General features: G+C 68.5%; 15 protein-coding genes, 1 tRNA gene and 1 pseudogene. 5 read left to right on the forward strand and 12 right to left on the reverse strand.

Going from position 1 to position 15,204, the window contains the following annotated elements; translation table 11 throughout:
• Positions 1-32: 32 nt before the first annotated feature.
• The 11 genes and pseudogenes from selB to CHB77_RS13385 form a co-directional block, all read right to left on the reverse strand.
• Positions 33-1,889, reverse strand: a pseudogene (selB, locus tag CHB77_RS13340) (selenocysteine-specific translation elongation factor); the annotation flags it as partial.
• A complete protein-coding gene (selA, locus tag CHB77_RS13345; RefSeq protein ID WP_089388715.1) occupies positions 1,886-3,253 on the reverse strand; it encodes an L-seryl-tRNA(Sec) selenium transferase in 1,368 nt (455 codons plus the stop codon). The pseudogene selB and the gene selA, both read right to left, overlap by 4 nt.
• Positions 3,253-4,170: a formate dehydrogenase accessory protein FdhE gene (gene fdhE, locus CHB77_RS13350; RefSeq protein WP_089388716.1), complete on the reverse strand. Its 918-nt coding sequence runs from the start codon at positions 4,168-4,170 to the stop codon at positions 3,253-3,255. The genes selA and fdhE overlap by 1 nt, the downstream gene beginning before the upstream one ends.
• A 37-nt stretch (positions 4,171-4,207) precedes the next feature.
• A complete protein-coding gene (locus CHB77_RS13355; protein ID WP_089388717.1) occupies positions 4,208-4,894 on the reverse strand; it encodes a formate dehydrogenase subunit gamma in 687 nt (228 codons plus the stop codon).
• A complete protein-coding gene (gene fdxH, locus CHB77_RS13360; RefSeq protein WP_089388718.1) occupies positions 4,894-5,877 on the reverse strand; it encodes a formate dehydrogenase subunit beta in 984 nt (327 codons plus the stop codon). Before fdxH ends, CHB77_RS13355 begins: the two co-directional genes overlap by 1 nt.
• The gene (gene fdnG, locus CHB77_RS13365; protein ID WP_207303048.1) at positions 5,874-8,351 is read right to left on the reverse strand and encodes a formate dehydrogenase-N subunit alpha; all 2,478 of its coding nucleotides are present in this window, start codon (positions 8,349-8,351) and stop codon (positions 5,874-5,876) included. The genes fdxH and fdnG overlap by 4 nt, the downstream gene beginning before the upstream one ends.
• A 12-nt stretch (positions 8,352-8,363) precedes the next feature.
• Positions 8,364-8,963 (reverse strand): twin-arginine translocation signal domain-containing protein, encoded by a 600-nt coding sequence (locus CHB77_RS18935; protein ID WP_207303049.1) that lies wholly within the window; start codon positions 8,961-8,963, stop codon positions 8,364-8,366.
• 174 nt (positions 8,964-9,137) lie between these two features.
• Positions 9,138-9,220, reverse strand: a tRNA-Leu gene (locus CHB77_RS13370).
• Positions 9,221-9,255: 35 nt separating this feature from the next.
• Entirely contained in the window at positions 9,256-10,170 is a 915-nt protein-coding gene (locus CHB77_RS13375; protein WP_089388720.1) for a pseudouridine-5'-phosphate glycosidase, read from the reverse strand.
• Complete coding sequence (locus CHB77_RS13380; RefSeq protein ID WP_089388721.1) at positions 10,167-11,063, reverse strand: PfkB family carbohydrate kinase; 897 nt, start codon at positions 11,061-11,063, stop codon at positions 10,167-10,169. Before CHB77_RS13380 ends, CHB77_RS13375 begins: the two co-directional genes overlap by 4 nt.
• Positions 11,060-11,407: an ArsR/SmtB family transcription factor gene (locus CHB77_RS13385; protein ID WP_089388722.1), complete on the reverse strand. Its 348-nt coding sequence runs from the start codon at positions 11,405-11,407 to the stop codon at positions 11,060-11,062. The genes CHB77_RS13380 and CHB77_RS13385 overlap by 4 nt, the downstream gene beginning before the upstream one ends.
• Positions 11,408-11,614: 207 nt before the next feature.
• On the opposite strand from CHB77_RS13385, the gene CHB77_RS13390 reads away from it, so the two are divergent.
• The 5 genes from CHB77_RS13390 (at position 11,615) to CHB77_RS13410 (ending at position 14,254) form a co-directional block, all read left to right on the forward strand.
• On the forward strand, positions 11,615-11,959 hold the full coding sequence (locus CHB77_RS13390; RefSeq protein WP_089388723.1) for an AtpZ/AtpI family protein: 345 nt from the start codon (positions 11,615-11,617) through the stop codon (positions 11,957-11,959).
• Positions 11,960-11,961: 2 nt separating this feature from the next.
• Positions 11,962-12,717 (forward strand): F0F1 ATP synthase subunit A, encoded by a 756-nt coding sequence (locus CHB77_RS13395; RefSeq protein ID WP_242626653.1) that lies wholly within the window; start codon positions 11,962-11,964, stop codon positions 12,715-12,717.
• 78 nt (positions 12,718-12,795) lie between these two features.
• Positions 12,796-13,032: a F0F1 ATP synthase subunit C gene (locus CHB77_RS13400; protein ID WP_089388724.1), complete on the forward strand. Its 237-nt coding sequence runs from the start codon at positions 12,796-12,798 to the stop codon at positions 13,030-13,032.
• A gap of 74 nt (positions 13,033-13,106) precedes the next feature.
• Complete coding sequence (locus CHB77_RS13405) at positions 13,107-13,697, forward strand: F0F1 ATP synthase subunit B' (RefSeq protein ID WP_089388725.1); 591 nt, start codon at positions 13,107-13,109, stop codon at positions 13,695-13,697.
• Positions 13,694-14,254, forward strand: a complete 561-nt coding sequence (locus CHB77_RS13410; RefSeq protein WP_089388726.1) for a F0F1 ATP synthase subunit B — start codon at positions 13,694-13,696, stop codon at positions 14,252-14,254. The genes CHB77_RS13405 and CHB77_RS13410 overlap by 4 nt, the downstream gene beginning before the upstream one ends.
• Before the next feature lie 92 nt (positions 14,255-14,346).
• Here the strand turns inward: CHB77_RS13410 and CHB77_RS13415 are convergent, their stop codons facing one another.
• Positions 14,347-15,009, reverse strand: a complete 663-nt coding sequence (locus CHB77_RS13415) for a YiaD family glycine zipper/OmpA-like lipoprotein (protein WP_089388727.1) — start codon at positions 15,007-15,009, stop codon at positions 14,347-14,349.
• Positions 15,010-15,204 lie beyond the last annotated feature (195 nt).

Raw genomic sequence — 15,204 nt, forward strand, 5'->3', positions numbered from 1 at the left:
TCGGCGCGATGCGGGTTGATGCGCCGTAAATCGCCCCGGCGCAAGGTCACGCCGTGGCGGTCGAAGAAATCCAAAATCTCGATGGCGACCTTGCGGCCGTTCTGGACACGGTCGCGGAACGCGGGGGCGGTGAACCAGCCGTCCGGCGCCTGCGCCGCGACATCGCGGAGGATCGCCACCATTTCCGCCGTAACCGGGCGGACAAAGAAATGATCGTGGGCGATCTGGTCGGTGCGGCCCAGTTTCTGGGTCATGTGCAGGACGCGGCGCACATCGCGTTCGTCGATGCCGAAATCGGTGGCCAGGTCGCGGACGCGGGGCGGGCGAAAGCGGGCCTCGCCCCCCAGCAGGGGGGCGATGCGGTGCCACAGGGCCTCGTCTTCCGGCGACAGGCGGACCTCGTGGCCGGGCAGGCGGACGAAGGCGCCGTCCAGCACCGCATGGCCCGCATCCGACCCGGCACGCAGGAACGACAGAAAGGCATCCTTGGGCAGGCGCGGGGTCAGCGCCAGCCGCAGGCGCTCGCGCCCCAGGCCGGGCAGGTCGGGGTTGTCGCCGTGGAATTGCGCCAGGGTGGCGGCCAGCTGGCCTTGCAGGCTGTCCAGGCCCGCCCGGCTGATCGCCAGGTCGCCGATCGTGGCAGCATCGGCGTCGCGCAGGGCGCCGGTCAGGGCCGGTCCCGACAGGCTGCGGTCGCGGGCGAAGACGGGCAGGTCGACGGGGGCGACCGCCAGCATTCCGGCCAGGGCCGCCGCCGGATCGTCGGCACGGGCGGCGTCGATCAGGGCCAGCCGTTCCGGGGTGCGGCGCTTGCGGGCGGGCGGGCGCAGATCCAGGAACCGCCCCCCGCCGATGGTCCGGCTGGCCGACACGTCGCGCAGGATGAAGCGGTCGTGGACGGCGGCGGCGATGGGCCGGTCCAGCACGATCTGGACCGGGCCGCCGCCGCCGGGCCGGATCGGATCGGCCAGGGGAACGATACGGGCGCCGGCCTCGACCGCGTGGCTGTGCAGGCGGGCGGGAAACCAGGTGCCGATGGGTTTCGGCTCTCCGGGCAGCACCGTCAGCCAGGCGTCGATGCGGTCGGCGGGCGCGTGCAGGCCGGGCGACAGCACCACGTCGCCGCGCCCGATGGCATCCTTGCTGATCGCATCCCCCGCCAGGTTCAGGGCGCAGCGTTGGCCCGCCAGCCCCTCGGCCGCGGGGCGGTTCTGGGCGTGGATGGCGCGGACGCGGGCGGGCAGGCCACGCGGCCCGACGATCACCGGATCGCCCACGGCCACGCGTCCGGTCAGCATCGTGCCGGTGACGACCGTGCCCGCGCCCGTCAGGGTGAAACTGCGGTCCACGGCCAGCCGCATCGGGCCGTCGGCATGGCGGGCGGTGGTCCGCGCCTCGGCGGCGATCAGGGCGGCGCGCAGGGCGTCGATGCCCTCGCCGGTCAGGGCCGACACGGGCAGGATCGGCGCGTCGGCCAGGGCGGTGCCCGCCAGCGTGTCGCGGATCTCTGTGGCGACCGCGGCCCGCCGCGCCTCGTCGGCCAGATCGGCCTTGGTCAGCGCCACGATGCCGCGCCCGATGCCCAGCAGGTCCAGGATCGCCACATGTTCCCGCGTCTGCGGCATCACGCCGTCGTCGGCGGCCACCACCAGCAGCGCCAGGTCGATGCCGCCCGCGCCCGCCAGCATGGTGTGGATCAGCCGTTCGTGCCCCGGCACATCCACGAACCCGGTGATCGCCCCGCCCCCCAGATCGGCATAGGCGAAACCCAGGTCGATGGTGATGCCGCGGGCCTTTTCCTCGGCCAGGCGGTCGGCGTCGGTGCCGGTCAGCGCCTTGACCAGCGCGGTCTTGCCGTGGTCGATATGGCCCGCCGTGCCGACGATCATGCCCGCAACGCGTCCAGCAGGTCGTCGTCGCGGTCCAGGGTCCGCAGATCCAGGATCAGCGCCCCGTCGCGGATATGGCCCACGACCGGGCAAGGCAGGCCGCGCAGGCGGGCCGCCAGCCGGTCGGGCGCGTCGCCCCCCGCGCCGGTCAACCGCAGCCCGGCCGAGGGGATGGTGTCCGTGGGCAGCGACCCGGAACCGATCTGGCTGGCGCAATCGGTCGCGGTCACGGCAAAATCCGGCAGCAAGGCCGCCACCTGCGGGGCCAGGCGCGTGGCCTGCACGGCGATGTCGGCCTGCGGGCGCGACAGGTATCGCAGCACGGGCAGGCGTTCGGCCAGCCGGTCGGGGTCGCGATACAGGCGCAGCGTCGCCTCCAGCGCACTGATGCGGATCTTGTCCAGGCGCAGGGCGCGCTTCATCGGGTTCCCGTTGATCCGGGCGATCAGGTCGCGGCGCCCGACGACGAACCCCGCCTGCGGCCCGCCCAGCAGCTTGTCGCCGGAAAAGGTGACAAGGTCGGCGCCCTCGGCCACCGCCTCGGCCACGGTCGGTTCGCGCTTCAGGCCATAGGCCGCAAGATCGACCAGCGACCCGGCCCCAAGGTCGTTCAGCAGCACCACCCCCGCATCCTGCGCGATCCGCGCAAGCTGCGGGGCAGGGACTTCGGCGGTGAATCCCTCGATCCGGTAGTTCGAGGTATGGACCTTGAGGATCAGGCCCGTGTCGGGCGTGATCGCGTCCTGATAGTCGCGCGGATGGGTGCGGTTGGTGGTGCCCACCTCGACCAGCCGGGCGCCGGCGCGGGCCATGATGTCGGGCATCCGAAAGGCGCCTCCGATCTCGATCAACTCGCCGCGCGACACGATGGCCTGCCGCCCTTGGCCAAAGGTGTTCAGCGCGATCAGAACGGCGGCGGCGTTGTTGTTGACGATTGTCGCATCCTCGGCCCCGGTCAGTTCGCGCAGCAGGCCGCGCAGGTGGTCGTCGCGCTGTCCGCGCCCGCCGGTGTCCAGGTCGAATTCCAACGCCAGCGGCGCGGCCATCGCGGCGGACGCGGCGGCGATGGCGGCATCCGCCAGGATCGCCCGGCCCAGGTTCGTGTGCAGCACCGTGCCCGTCAGGTTCAGCATCGGGCGCAGCCGGGTTTGCGCGGCGACGGCCAGATCGGCGGCCAGCAGATGCGGCAGGCGCGCGGCCTCGACCCCGCCGTCGGCGCCGTCCCGGATCGCCGCGCGGGCGGCGTCCAGCCGGAGGCGCAAGGCCCCCGTGACCGCCGTTCGGCCGTGGCGGTCGATCAGCGTGCGCCCCATGTCCGACAGCAGCACCTGATCGACCGAGGGCAGGGCGCGGAACCCCGCCATCAGTATCCCGCGATGAAGGGGTTGAAGCCGCCGCGCCGGAACGGGGTGTCCTTCATCAGCATGTCCAGGCCCAGGCTGGACACGTCGTCGGCGACGGGATCGAGGCTGGCGTTCTGGACCTGATACAGGATCTTGACCCAGGAATTGCAGTCGCCGCAGACCTCGGCCTTGACGGTGGCCTTGTCGGTTTCCGCGCTGCGATAGCTGATGGCCGCGTTCGATCCGCAGCACAGGCAGACCACGCGCACTTCGTTCCAGCGGGTCGCGCAGCAGCCGCAGGCGGCGTATCGGGTGCTCTCTATCCCCGCCGCGCCGCCCATCACCGACGACGTCGCGGGCCGCCCGCCGCAGGCCGGGCAGGTGCCGGTGCGGATCTTGACCAGCTGCGTCCCGTCCAGCGTGGCCGCCAGCCGCGCCAGCCGCACCTGCACCGCCGCGCCCACGAACAGATGCGGCGCGGCGCTGTCGTCGGGGATGCGATCGGACAGGATGTTGTCCAGCAGCCAGTGCCGGTCGGCAAGGCCCGCCGCCGTCACCGCCGACAGGGCCAGCCGGGCGGGTTCGGGCATGGTCAGCGCCGCAGCCTCGGCCAGAAAACGATCCAGCGTGGCGTGCATTCCCTCGTCCGCGGCCAAGGCCGCGCGGTCGATGGGGGGCAGGCGGCTTTCGCGGGCGATGCGCACCCGGTCCGCCGGGACCGGCGCCACGGCGGGCAGGTCGCGGGCCAGCCGCGCCTGCAACGCGGTCAGGTCGGCCAGGAACCGCAGATAGGGCGCAAGGTTGCCGCCGTGGTCCGCGAGATAGGCGAACCGCCCGGCGCGCGTGTCGAACACCGCCACCGGGTCGGGCAAAAAAGCCAGCGGCGCCGTTGGGACGCCGCCGATGACCGAAGGGTCGGGTTGGATGGTGGTTGTCATGGCTTCTCCGGGCCGGACCGGCCACTGTCGTTCCGGGCTATTCTGCGGGACCGTTCTGGCGGCGTCCAGCAACTTCGCGCAGCCATTTGCGGTGATGGCGCCAGGCCCAGCCGCCGGTGACGGTGCCCCGCGTCATCGCGCGCAGCGTGCCGCGCGTCCAGATGGCCGCATAGACATGCAGGATGAAGACCAGGATGATCGCGATGGCCGCCAGCGCATGGGTCAGCACGGCCCAGCGGCGCGTCGGGATGGACACCAGTTCGCCAAAGAACTGTTCCCAAATCATGATGCCCGACACGATCAGCACGACGATCAGCACCGTCATGGCCCAGAAGATGAACTTCTGCCCGGCATTGTACTTGCCAAGCTCGGGCAGCTTCTCCTCGTTGCCCTTGACCACATCGCCGATCTGGCTGACCCAGGTGGTATCCTCGGGGCGGGGCAGGTTCAGCCGCCACAGCTGGATGAACATGCCCAGAAAGCTGACGAACAGCACCACGCCGATGATGGGATGCAGCCACCGCGCCGTCTGCCCGCCGCCGAACAGCCCCGACAGGAAATACAGCGACGGGTCGAAGAACGCCAAGCCCGACAGCAGCAGCAGGATCAGAGAGATCGCCGTCACCCAATGGTTCGCGCGGGTGATGCCCCGGTAACGGCTGACCGTCACCGGGTGGGTATCCTCGATCCGATCGCCCTTTTCCGAATAATAGAGACGCGCCATCAGACGGTCCCCCCCTGGTCGCGGCTGTCGGCCTTGACCAGACGCTCGGCGGCTTCCTCCTCTTGCTCATCGACGCGGTTGCCGCGCGAGAAGATCCCGTGCAGCGCGGCGCCCACCGCGGCGACGCCCATCACCGCAAGACCGGCGGTCTTGGTGACGCCCTTCCAGCCCTCGACCACCGGAGAGATTCGGGGATCATCTGGCAAGTCGTTGTAGATGGAGGGTTTATCGGCGTGATGCAGGACATAGATGACATGCGTGCCGCCCACGCCCGCCGGGTCATAGATCCCGGCGTTGTCATAACCGCGCGATTTCAGATCCTCGATGCGTTCGTTGGCATGGGCGATCATGTCGTCCTTGGTGCCGAAGACGATGGCCTGCGTGGGGCAGGCCTTGGCGCAGGCCGGCCCCTGGCCCACAGCGACACGATCCGAACACAGGGTGCATTTGTAGCTTTTGTGATCGACCTTGCTGATGCGCGGGATGTCGAAGGGACAGCCGGTCACGCAATATCCGCAGCCGATGCAGTTTTCCTTGACGAAATCGACGATCCCGTTGGAATACTGCACGATCGCGCCGGGCGCCGGGCAGGCCTTGAGACAGCCCGGATCCTCGCAATGCATGCAGCCGTCCTTGCGGATCAGCCATTCCAGATTGTCCGTTTCGGGGTTCACCCATTCGGCAAACCGCATCAGGGTGAACATGTTGGGCGTCAGGTCGTGGGGGTTTTCATAGACCCCCACGTTGGTTTCCACCTCGGGCCTGGTGTCGTTCCATTCGATGCAGGCCGACTGGCAGGCCTTGCAGCCGATGCATTTGGACACATCGATCAGCTTGGCGACCTTGGTCAGCTGCCGGTCCGGCTGCGGCACGTCCTTGGTGGCCGAGATTCGGACCACGTCGGACGGCAGCAGGTTGGACCCGATGGGCTGGACCGGCGGGTTCGACGCCGCGGTGACGGGTTGGGGCGCGGTTTCGCTCATGCCACCGGCTCCTCGGTTGCAGGTTCAATATTGACCATGAAGGCCTTGAATTCAGGCGTTTCCACATTGGCGTCGCCGATCTGGTACGTCAGGCTGTTCGGCCCAAAGCCCTTGCGCGCCGACCCCATGAAGCCCCAGTGCAGCGGGATGCCGATGACATGAACCGTCTTGCCGTCGATCTGCATCGGCCGCAGCCGCTTGGTCACGACCGCCTTGGCCCAGACCTGGCCCCGCTTGGACCAGACGCGGACGCTGCCGCCCCTGGCGATGCCGCGTTCCGCCGCCAGTTCCTCGCTGATTTCCACAAAGAACTCGGGCTGCAACGCGGCGTTCACCGGGTTGTGCTTGGTCCAGTAATGGAAATGCTCGGTCAGGCGATAGGACGTGGCGACGCAGGGGAATTCGGGATCCCCGATGTCGGCCAGCTGGTTGGCGTCCGTTTCGAACACCCGCGCCACCGGATTGCCCCGCATCCGGGCGTTGAACACGTTGGCGATGGGGGCCTCGAACGGCTCCATGTGGGTGGGGAAGGGACCGTCGCGCATCATGCCCCGGCTGAACAGGCGCGACACGCCTTCGGGGTTCATGATGAAGGGGCGGACCTCGCCCGGCCTGGCGGTGACGGGCATATCGGGCACGTCATAGCCTTCCCATTTCTCGCCGGTCCATTCGACGATCTTGCGCGACGGATCCCAGGGTTTGCCCTGAGGGTCGCAGGACGCGGCATTATACAGGATCCGCCGGTTCGCCGGCCACGAAAAGGCCCAGTTCAGATAGGCGCCGGTGTCGTCGGGGTCGGTGTTGTCCCGCCGCGCCATCATGTTGCCGGCCTCGGTCCAGCTGCCCGAATAGATCCAGCAGCCGCCCATGGTCGAACCGTCGTCGCGGTACTGGGCGAACCCGCCCAGCTGCTGCCCCGCCTCGGCCAGAACCTTGGTGGGGTCGGCGGGATCATAGACGGTCGCCAGCGCGCGGCCGTTCATCTCGCGCGCCAGTTCGTCGGGCATGGGTTCGCCGGGATCGGCATAATCCCAGGTCAGGTTCAGGATCGGATCGGGGAACACGCCCCCTTCGTCCTGATACAACTGGCGCACCCGCGTCCAGATCTGCGCCATGATCCAGGTGTCGTGCTTGGCCTGGCCCGGCGGCGTCGCCCCCGCCCAGTGCCATTGCAGCCAGCGGCCCGAATTGACCAGGGCGCCCTCGTCCTCGGCAAAGCAGGTGGTGGGCAGTTCCAGAACCTCGGTCTGGATGCTGGCCGTGTCCACGTCGTTGTGGATGCCGTGGTTCTGCCAGAAATGCGACGTTTCCGTGGCCAGCGGGTCCATGACGACCAGCATCTTCAGCTTGGACAGCGCCTCGGTCATCTTGCCCCGGTCGGGAAAGGACAGGATCGGGTTGAAGCCTTGGCAGAAGTAGATGTTCACCTTGCCGTGGTTCATCAGTTCGAACATGCGCATCGCGTCATAGGCGGGCACGTCCAGTTTCGGCAGATAGTGATAGGCCCAGTCGTTTTCCGCCGTGGCGGCATCCCCCCACATGGCCTTCAGGAAGCTGACCATGAACTTGGAATAATTCTGCCAATAGCTGATCTGCCCCGGCACGATCGGCCTGAATTCGCGGGTGGACATATAGGTCGTCCAGTCCGCTTCCTTCTCGGTCGGGATGTTCAGGTATCCGGGGATCAGGTTCGACATCAGCCCGATGTCGGTCAGGCCCTGGATGTTGGAATGGCCGCGCAGCGCGTTCATGCCCCCGCCCCGGACGCCGATGTTGCCCAGGATCAGTTGCAGCATCGCCATGCCGCGGATGTTCTGCGCGCCCTTGGAATGCTGGGTCCAGCCCAGGGCGTACATCGAGGTCATGGTCTTCGTCGGCGACGAGCATTCGCCAATCATGGCCGCGATGGTCAGGAACTTGTCGGCCGGCGTCCCGCAGATGCGTTCGACGAATTCCGGCGTGTAGACGTCGACATGCGCGCGCAGCAGGTTCCAGACGCAGCGCGGATCCTGCAAGGTGGGATCGGTCTGGACAAAGCCGTCCTCGCCCATCTTGTAGTCCCACGACGACTTGTCATAGTCGCGCTTTTCCTCGTCATAGCCGGTGAACAGCCCGTCGGACCACCCGAACTCGTCCTTCACCAGATAGCTGGCGTTGGTATAGTTGCGGACGTATTCCCACTGAACCTTGTCGTTCTCGATCATCCAGCGGATCAGGCCCATCAGGAACACGATGTCGCTGCCCGGACGGATCGGGGCATAGTAATCCGATACCGAGGCCGTGCGCGTATAGCGCGGATCGACCACGATCAGCTTGGCGCCGCGGCGCGCCTTGGCCTCGGTCACCCATTTGAAGCCGCAGGGATGCGCTTCGGCGGCGTTGCCGCCCATCACGACCACAAGGTCGGTGTTCTTGATGTCGGTCCAGGAGTTGGTCATCGCTCCACGGCCAAATGTCGGGCCCAAACTGGACACCGTGGGGCCGTGTCAGACGCGCGCCTGGTTGTCGAATCCGACGATCCCCATGGACCGGACCGTCTTGTAGGTCAGCCATGCGGTCTCGTTTGTGGTTGCCGATGCCGCCAGAAAGCCGGTCGTCGTCCAGCGGTTGACGGGCACACCCGCCTCGTTCGCCTGGATGAAGTTGGCGTCGCGGTCGTCCTTGAGCGCGCGGGCGATCTTGTCCAGCGCCTCCTCCCAGGTGATCTCCTGGAATTCGGCGGCGCCTGCGGCGCGATGGCGCGGCGTGGTCAGGCGCGTCGGCGCGTGGACGAAATCCTTGAGCGCGGCGCCCTTGGGGCACAGCGTGCCGCGGTTCGTCGGATGGTCCGCATCGCCTTCGATGTGGATCAGTTCCGCGGTTTCCCCTGCCTTCACGTCGCCCTTGGAATACATGATGATCCCGCAGGCGACCGAGCAGTAGGGACAGGTGTTGCGCGTTTCCGTGGTCGTGGCCAGCTTGAAGGCGCGCACATGCGCCTGTTCCGCCGCCTCGGCCCCGCCGAAGCCCATGGCCCCCAGCGATGTCGCCGCAACCCCCGCACCCGCCAGCCGTAAGAAGCCGCGGCGCGAAAGGTCGATATTCATGTGACCCCCCAATGCTGCCTGTCGATAGATAGGTACAAGGCAAAGTCTGCTGACCCGGCGGCCGAAAGTCAAGGCGGGCCGTGCGCGCCGATCAAAAGTCAAGCCTGACGCTAGGCCTTGACCGCAATAGGAAAATTTTCGACAGGGGGCCGAATGACGCGGCAGGGCGGCCTGTGGTGCGCGGCGAGGGACTCGAACCCCCACGCCGAAGCGGTTGGACCTAAACCAACTGCGTCTACCAATTCCGCCAGCCGCGCACGCCGCCAGCCTTACGCCGGGACGGGCGGGGCGGTCAACGGGTCATCGCAGCGGCGATTTCCGCCGCAAGGCGGGCGTTGTCCAGCACCAGGGCGATGTTGGATCGCAGCGACCGGCCTTCGGTCAGGTCGAAGATGCGTCCCAGCAGGAAAGGCGTCACCTGTTTGGCGGCGATTCCCTGGGCCTCGGCCTCGGACAGGGCCTGTTCGATCACCGGCATGATCGTATCGCGGGGGATCTCGGCGTCGTGCGGAATGGGGTTGGCGACCAACTGGCCGCCCTTCAGCCCCAGACGGGCGCGCATGGCGGCGCTGGCGGCGATGTCGGCGGCGTTGTCCATGCGCAGCGGCGCCCGGATGCCGCTGCCGCGCGACCAGAAGGCGGGCAGGTCGTCCTGGCCATAGGCGATCACGGGAACGCCCAGCGTTTCCAGCACCTCCCAGGTCTTGGGCAGATCCAGGATCGCCTTGGCCCCCGCCGCCACCACCGTCACCGGGGTCTGCGCCAGTTCGTGCAGATCGGCCGAGATGTCGAAGCTGGATTCGGCGCCGCGATGCACGCCGCCGATGCCGCCGGTCGCAAAGACGCGGATCCCCGCCAGATGCGCGCAGATCATCGTCGCGGCGACGGTCGTGGCCCCCGTGCGGCCATTCGCCAGGCAAACGGCCAGGTCGGCGCGCGACAGCTTCATCGCCTGGTCCGAGGGCGTCCGGGCCAGGGTTTCCAAGGCGTCGTCGTCCATGCCCACATGGATCCGGCCGCCCATCACGGCGATGGTGGCGGGCACCGCGCCGTTGTCGCGGATCACCGCTTCGACCTGCCGCGCCATCTCCAGGTTCTGCGGCCAGGGCATCCCGTGGGTGATGATGGTGGATTCAAGCGCCACCACGGGGCGCCCGGCGGACAGGGCGTCGTGGACTTCGGGCGGGAAGGTCAGGGGGGCGTTCATGGGACATCCTTTCCGGAAACATGGGCGGCGGCGGCATCGGCGGCCCGGCGCAGGGCCGCATCGCGCGGCTGGCCCGCCAGTTCGGCGGCCAGATGCGCGGCCAGGAAACAGTCGCCCGCGCCGGTCACGCGGGCCACGGTGACGGGCGGCGGGACACAGGTCAGGGTGGGCGCCCCCGCCATCGCGCAGGCCACGGGGCGGGGACCGTCCGTCACCAGCACGCGGGCGGCGCCGCGCGCGACGACGGCCTGCGCGGCCGCCGCGGCGTCGGGGCAGGCGCGGCCCGCCAGGATCTCGGCCTCCAGCCGGTTGAGATAGAAGCAGCCGCGCCGGGCGGCGATCAGGGGTTCCAGCCGTTCGGCCTTGCCGGGGCTGGCGGGCACCACGCGCAGGTCGGCGCGGGCCAGGCGCGGGTCGCGGGCGACGCCGGCCAGCAGATCGGCGGTCAGGTTGCCGTCCAGCACGACCGGGGCGGCCCAGCCCGACAGCGCGCCGTCCAGAGGGGTCAGGATCGCGTCGCCCGCGTCCTCGAGCCCGTGGACATCGGCGACGGCGGCGATCAGCCCCTCGCTGTCCTCGATCCCCATATAGGTGTCGGTCGGCCGGCCGGTGTCGCGGGCCAGATGGGCGGTCAGCACGCCCAGCCGTTCCGCCGCGGCCACCAGGGCGGCGCCTTCGGGATCGCGGCCCACGGCGGACAGGACGGCGGGACGCAACCTCCACCGGGCCAGCGCGACGGCCACGTTCAACGCCACGCCGCCGGGGATGTGGCGGATGCGGCCCGGCACGTCGGCGCCCGGCGCCATGCGGCGGGGCGCGCGGCCGATCACGTCCCACAGCATCGCGCCGATGCACAGGATGTCGGGGCGGCCCGTGTCGGTCAGGTCGGTCATTCGCGGGTCCAGTCCTGCATCTCGGCCACGAGGAAACGTTCGAAATCGTCCAGATCCACCGGATCGAACTGCCCGAACCCCCCCATCCAAACCGAGGCCGCGCGCATCCCGTCCGGGTCCAGCTTGCACCAAGTGATCCGGCCCCGCCGTTCCTGCCGGATCAGCCCCGCCGCCGCAAGGACCGACAGGTGCTTGGAAATCGCGGCCAGGCTCATCTGAAAGGGTTCGGCCACGTCGCTGACGGCCATGTCGTCTTCCAGCAGCATGGTCAGGACGCGCCGCCGCGTCGGGTCGGACAGGGCCGCGAAGATCAGGTCGAGCCGGTCGGGAACAGGGGTGTGCATCCAGGATCCATGCGGTCGGATGACCGGAATGGTCAACCAGACGGTTGAATAATGCGGGCGCAAGGCGCCGATTGCAAGCCGCAGGCGGAACGCGCGTGGCCGGGAATATAGACGCCTTTCAATGCCTTGCGCGGGACGTCCGGCGGCTTGACTTGGGGTGCGATCCACCCTAGACACCGCGCCAACCGAATGACGGGGGCGTGACGGATGGCCGAACGGCCTGGGGACGACGGCAGGGACGCGGATGCAGCCCGGCTGCGCGCCCTGGAGGATCGGCTGTCCGGCCTGACCCGCAAGCCGGAGGCGGACATGCCGATGGCGGGCTATGACAAGGCGCATGTCGCCTGGCGCATGGTGACGGAGATCGTGGCGGGCATCCTGATGGGCGCCGGGATCGGATACGGCTTGGACTGGCTGTTCGGCACCCTGCCGGTCATGCTGATCCTGTTCATACTGATCGGCTTCGTGGCCGGCATCAAGGTGATGATGCGCACGGCGGCCGAACTTGGCAGCACCTCCGGCCCCGCGCCGGGCACCGACGAAAGGGACTGATCGTGGCGATCGAAGCGCAAGGCGAGGCAACCGGCCTGTCTTTCCACCCCATGGAACAGTTCATCGTCCGCCCGCTGTTCGGCGACGGTCCGGTCCACTGGTACACGCCCAGCAACGTCACGCTGTGGCTGTTCGCCATCGTGCTGGCGACGCTGGCGCTGCTGGTGCTGGGCACGCGCGGCCGCGCCATCGTTCCCAGCCGCAGCCAGTCCATCGCCGAAATGGCCTATGGCATGGTCCACAAGATGGTGGCCGACATCGCGGGCAAGGACGGGCTGAAGTATTTTCCGTATGTCATGACGCTGTTCATGTTCATCGTCTTCGCGAACTTCCTGGGCCTGCTGCCCATGGCGTTCACGGTCACGTCTCATATCGCGGTGACGGGCGTTCTGGCGCTGTCGGTGTTCCTGACGGTGACGGCCATCGGCTTCATCAAGAACGGCGCGCATTTCCTGGACCTGTTCTGGGTGCGGTCCGCGCCGCTGGCGATCCGCCCGGTGCTGGCCGTGATCGAGGTCATCAGCTATTTCGTGCGCCCCGTCAGCCACTCCATCCGACTTGCCGGCAACATGATCGCCGGTCACGCGGTCATCAAGGTGTTCGCGGGCTTCGCGGCCATCGCCGCGGTGGCCCCGGTCGCGATCGTTGCGGTGGTTGGCATGTACGCCTTTGAAATCCTCGTGGCGTTCATCCAGGCCTATGTGTTCACCATCCTGACCTGCGTTTACCTGAAGGACGCGCTGCATCCGTCGCATTGACGGCCCGCAGCCCCGGCGGCGCCCGAGCTGCGCCGCCGCTACCCCAATCCACCACTTCCAACCGCAAGGAGCATCATCATGGAAGGCAATATCGGAGAACTGGGCCAGTACATCGGCGTCGGCCTGACCGCCATCGGCATGGGCGGGGCCGCCATCGGTGTGGGCAACGTCGCCGGGAACTTCCTGTCGGGCGCCCTGCGCAACCCGTCGGCCGCCGCCAGCCAGACCGCCACGCTGTTCATCGGCATGGCATTCGCCGAAGCCCTGGGGATCTTCTCGTTCCTCGTCGCGCTTCTGCTGATGTTCGCGGTCTGATCCCAGGCCATCCTTGCGGCGGGGTGGGGGTTCGCCCCCGCCCCTTCGCGACCGTCAAGGCCCAGGGGTAGGACATGATAAGCCTGTTGCAAGAGGCCGTCACCGTCACGGCCGACCATACCGAAAGCCTCGCCAGTTCGGTGGCGTATGGCGAGACCGAAACAGCCACGGGCCTGCCCCAGCTGGATCTTTCGACCTTTGGCAATCAGATCTTCTGGCTGGTCGTCGCCATGGTCGTTCTTTACTGGGTCGTGGCCAAGATCGCGCTGCCCCGGATCGGGGCCGTGCTGTCGGACCGCCAGGGCGCCATGACCGGCGATCTGATGGCCGCCGAGGAATTCAAGCTGAAGGCCAAGGAGGCCGAGGCCGCCTATGACAAGGCGCTGGCCGACGCGCGGGCCGAGGCGGGCAAGATCGTCGCCGCCAACCGCGCCGAGATCCAGAAGGAACTGGACGCCGCCATTGCCCATGCCGATGCCGAGATTTCGGCCCGCACCGCCGAATCGGAAAAGCGGATCCGCGAGATCCGCGGTTCCGCCGATACCGACGCCCGAGAGGTCGCCCGCGACGTGACGGCCGAACTGGTCCGCAGCTTTGGCGGCACGGTCGATCAGGCCGCCGTCGATCAGGCGGTGGACAACCGCATGAAAGGGGCATTGCAATGAGGTCGCCTGCCGTCATCGCCGTTGCCGCGCTGTTCGCCAGCCCGGCCTTTGCGGCCCCCGGTTCGTTCTTTTCGCTGGGGAACACGGACTTCATCGTCCTGATCTCGTTTCTGGTGTTCGTGGGCGTGCTGCTGTATTTCAAGGTGCCCGCCAGGATCGGCGCCCTGCTGGACAGCCGGGCCGAGGGCATCCGCCGCGATCTGGACGAGGCCAAGCGCCTGCGCGAGGAAGCGCAGGAGATCTATGCCAGCTATGAACGCCGCCAGCGCGAGGTTTCGGGCCAAGCCGACCAGATCGTCGCCAACGCCAAGCGCGAGGCCGAGGCGCAGGCCGCCAAGGCCAAGGCCGACCTCAAGAGCTCGATCGAACGCCGCCTGAAAGGCGCCGAGGATCAGATCGCCAGCGCCGAAAGCGACGCCGTGCGCGCCGTGCGCGACCGTGCGGTCCAGGCGGCCGTGGCCGCGGCATCCGCCCTGCTGGCGCAGCAGGTCGCGGCCGGCCAGCGGTCCGCCGGGATCGACGATGCCATCGACGACGTGGCGCGCCGGTTGAACTGAGGGACCGAACCAGGGGCGCAAGCCGGAACACCGGACAGTAGAAAAACCCCCGTCGCGAAAGCGGCGGGGGTTTGTCGTCGTGTCCGGCGGGATCAGCTGTTCGGGCGGATCAGGATTTCGACCCGGCGGTTCTGCGCGCGGCCCGCCGCCGTGTCGTTTGACGCGACAGGCTGGCTGTAGCCCGCACCGCTGGCAATCAGGCGGCCCGACGACACCCCTGCTGCGGCCAGGATGCCCGCGACCGACTGGGCGCGGCGTTGCGACAGATCGGCGTTATAGGCGGCGCTGCCGGTGCTGTCGGTATGGCCCACGACCTCGACCCGGCTGTTGGGATACTGGTTCAGGTTGCGCGCGACGGCATACAGGTCGTTCTGCGCGGCCCCCGACACGGCGGCGGAATCGGTCGCGAACAGGATGCCTTCGGGCATGATGACTTGCAGATAGGATCCGCGGTTGATGACCTGGATGTTCGGGTTGGACAGCGACTGCTGCAACGCCTGCGCCTGGCGGTCCAGGATGTTGCCCGCGACCGCGCCCGCCGCCGCGCCCAGGATCGCCCCGCGCGCCGCATCGCGGCCTTCGTTGTTGCTGTCGTCGTCGCGGGTCGCGCCCAGGACGGCGCCGACCGCCGCACCGGCAAGCGCGCCCTGCTGGGTCCGGCTCATCCCGCTCATGCCGGTGCCGTCGGCAGGGGCGCAGGCGCCCAGCGCGACAAGGCCGCCGACGGCAAGAAGGGAGGTGACGCGAAGGGTCATGGAATGTCCTTTTCGATTCTGCGGCGGCCTTTCGGCCTAGGGGCCGCAAGAGGCCTGTGATTCTGTGGCGGCCGGTCAACGCCCCGAGGCTGGCGCGGTTCCGGCCGAAAGGAAAGTCACGCCTGCGTGGAAGCCCTTGCATTGGCGGACAAAACCCCGGCGGCCGGGCCGGGCTTGCAATAGGGCGCCAGGGCG

Source organism: Paracoccus sediminis (assembly GCF_900188295.1).
Taxonomy (GTDB): domain Bacteria; phylum Pseudomonadota; class Alphaproteobacteria; order Rhodobacterales; family Rhodobacteraceae; genus Paracoccus; species Paracoccus sediminis.

Bases quoted from the DNA above. Each gene is read 5' to 3' on its own strand.
- selA (WP_089388715.1), bottom strand. From the start codon at position 3,253: ATGGCGGGGTTCCGCGCCCTGCCCTCGGTCGATCAGGTGCTGCTGTCG.
- fdhE (WP_089388716.1), bottom strand. From the start codon at position 4,170: ATGACAACCACCATCCAACCCGACCCTTCGGTCATCGGCGGCGTCCCA.
- CHB77_RS13355 (WP_089388717.1), bottom strand. From the start codon at position 4,894: ATGGCGCGTCTCTATTATTCGGAAAAGGGCGATCGGATCGAGGATACC.
- fdxH (WP_089388718.1), bottom strand. From the start codon at position 5,877: ATGAGCGAAACCGCGCCCCAACCCGTCACCGCGGCGTCGAACCCGCCG.
- CHB77_RS18935 (WP_207303049.1), bottom strand. From the start codon at position 8,963: ATGAATATCGACCTTTCGCGCCGCGGCTTCTTACGGCTGGCGGGTGCG.
- CHB77_RS13375 (WP_089388720.1), bottom strand. From the start codon at position 10,170: ATGAACGCCCCCCTGACCTTCCCGCCCGAAGTCCACGACGCCCTGTCC.
- CHB77_RS13380 (WP_089388721.1), bottom strand. From the start codon at position 11,063: ATGACCGACCTGACCGACACGGGCCGCCCCGACATCCTGTGCATCGGC.
- CHB77_RS13385 (WP_089388722.1), bottom strand. From the start codon at position 11,407: ATGCACACCCCTGTTCCCGACCGGCTCGACCTGATCTTCGCGGCCCTG.
- CHB77_RS13390 (WP_089388723.1), top strand. From the start codon at position 11,615: ATGGCCGAACGGCCTGGGGACGACGGCAGGGACGCGGATGCAGCCCGG.
- CHB77_RS13400 (WP_089388724.1), top strand. From the start codon at position 12,796: ATGGAAGGCAATATCGGAGAACTGGGCCAGTACATCGGCGTCGGCCTG.
- CHB77_RS13405 (WP_089388725.1), top strand. From the start codon at position 13,107: ATGATAAGCCTGTTGCAAGAGGCCGTCACCGTCACGGCCGACCATACC.
- CHB77_RS13410 (WP_089388726.1), top strand. From the start codon at position 13,694: ATGAGGTCGCCTGCCGTCATCGCCGTTGCCGCGCTGTTCGCCAGCCCG.
- CHB77_RS13415 (WP_089388727.1), bottom strand. From the start codon at position 15,009: ATGACCCTTCGCGTCACCTCCCTTCTTGCCGTCGGCGGCCTTGTCGCG.